At 51.7% G+C, this 661-nt stretch carries 1 protein-coding gene; it reads right to left on the reverse strand.

Annotated elements, in window-relative coordinates; translation table 11 throughout:
- Positions 1-69 precede the first annotated feature (69 nt).
- A partial coding sequence (locus B3W37_RS07495) for an Ig-like domain-containing protein (RefSeq protein WP_483175242.1) occupies positions 70-661 on the reverse strand: 592 nt, incomplete at its 5' end.

Genomic DNA, 661 nt, shown 5'->3' on the forward strand with positions numbered 1-661 from the left:
TTGCGGGAGTTGAAGGTATATGAATTGAGAGGAGGCTATCCCAAAAAGGGGAGCCCCCTCTCATAAAGACTACTGGTTAGCGACGGTGCAGATTACTTCCTGATAGCTGGTTTGTCCTGCCGAGTTGGTCTCCAGGGCGGTAATGTTATGGGGTCCATTGGTCAATGCAGTGGTATCCAGTGCATAGTGGAACCCAGAGTTGCTGTTGTTGTAGTCAGGATAATTTGTCTGCACATCGGGGCGTGGATCTCCTAAGACGGCTTCCCCGATGATTACGCCGTCTACTTTGATTTCTATTTTGGATACCCCCTGGCCGTCCAGATACCAACCAGTTACCTGATAATCGCTTCCTGAGATGACTTCATCTTCAACCGGGGTCTCAATTGCGCCTACCGGAGGAAGTTGGGGATTGGCCGGGCTGGTGGTGAAGGTGACGGTTTCCCCGGGAATCCAGCCCAGGGAATTGTGGGCTAAAGCCCGGTATTGATAGATTGTATTTGGCGTTAAACCGGCCAGGTTAAAGGTAAATGGTTCGACGCCGTAGCTGCCGTCGGCAGCAGTACTATCCAGCCATTCGCTTTGATGTTCGTCCCGGTACTGGAATTTAACCTGGTCGCAATTTTCAATGCCGGCCAGGGTCACTATGGCGCCGTTTAAGGTG

This window comes from Syntrophomonas sp. UBA5494 (genome assembly GCF_002426325.1).